Source organism: Roseateles sp. P5_B10 (assembly GCF_056400485.1).
This window is the reverse complement of sequence record NZ_JBFULE010001272.1, coordinates 1-1,017: the sequence shown is the minus strand read 5'-3', so window position 1 is coordinate 1,017 and position 1,017 is coordinate 1. Positions and strand designations below refer to the sequence as shown.

The 1,017-nt window shown below is 70.4% G+C and carries 1 protein-coding gene and 1 pseudogene; both read left to right on the top strand.

Annotated elements, in window-relative coordinates; all coding sequences use genetic code 11:
* Positions 1-114: 114 nt before the first annotated feature.
* Positions 115-519, top strand: coding sequence for a GPW/gp25 family protein (locus AC1DU6_RS32675; protein ID WP_477862415.1), 405 nt, complete (start codon positions 115-117; stop codon positions 517-519).
* Positions 520-523: 4 nt separating this feature from the next.
* A pseudogene (locus AC1DU6_RS32670) lies at positions 524-1,017 on the top strand (putative baseplate assembly protein); the annotation flags it as partial.

Genomic DNA, 1,017 nt, shown 5'->3' with positions numbered 1-1,017 from the left:
ACGATCTGCGCCTTCATCCTGCTCAATGTCGTGCTGTCCCTGCTCAACCTCGTGTTCTTCTGGTTGCCGCTGGTGAAGATCTGCCTGCCGGTGCCCAAGAAGAAATAAGACACCATGGCCCRCAAGCTCGCCCCCGAAATTTCCCCGCCGATCGGCTTTCCGCTGCTCGGCCGGCCCGACATCGACGGTCGCTGGGCCTGGCCGGGCCTGGCGCGCAGCGTGGCCGACGGCCTGCGCTGCGTGCTCGCCACGCGGCCGGGCGAGCTGCTGATGCACCCTGACTTCGGTGCCGGCGTGCAGGACTTCCTGAACCAGCCCAACAACCTCACCGTGCGCGCCCGCCTGCACGAGCGAATCAGTGGCGCTATAGGCCGCCTGGAGCCGCGCGCCCAGGTGGAGCGCATCGACGTGGACGAGGACCCCGAAGACCCGCGCGTCGTCCACATCGCCGTGCACTACCGGCTGCGCCGCACCGGTGAACCGCAGCGCATGGCGCTGGCCTTGACCCTGGGAAGCTGAGGACATGCCGCTGCCCATCCCCCTGCTGGACGACCGCTGCGCCGACGACCTCGTCGCCGACCTGCTGGCCCGCATCCCCGCCCACACGCCGGAGTGGACCGACCCGCGCGTGGGCGACCCCGGCCGCACGCTGATCGAGCTCTTTGCCTTCCTCGGCGACGCCCTGCTCTACCGCGCCAACCAGGTGCCGGAGCTGCAGCGCCGTGTCTTCCTGAACCTGCTGGGCATTGGCCTCAAGCCCGCCCGCATGGCCCGCGGCCTGGTCACGCTGCGCCTGCCCGACGAGGCCCGCGAGGCCCTGGACCTGCGCGAGCGCGCCATCATCAGCCGGCCCGTGCCCTTCGAGACGGCGCAGGAGATCAGCGTCGCGCCCGTCACCGGCGAGGTCTATCTGAAGCAGCGCGTGACCGCCGACGACCACCCCGAGCTGGCCGACACCCTGGCCCAGCTCGGTGCCCTTTACGGCGGTCGCACGCTCGATGCCTATCAGACCCAGCC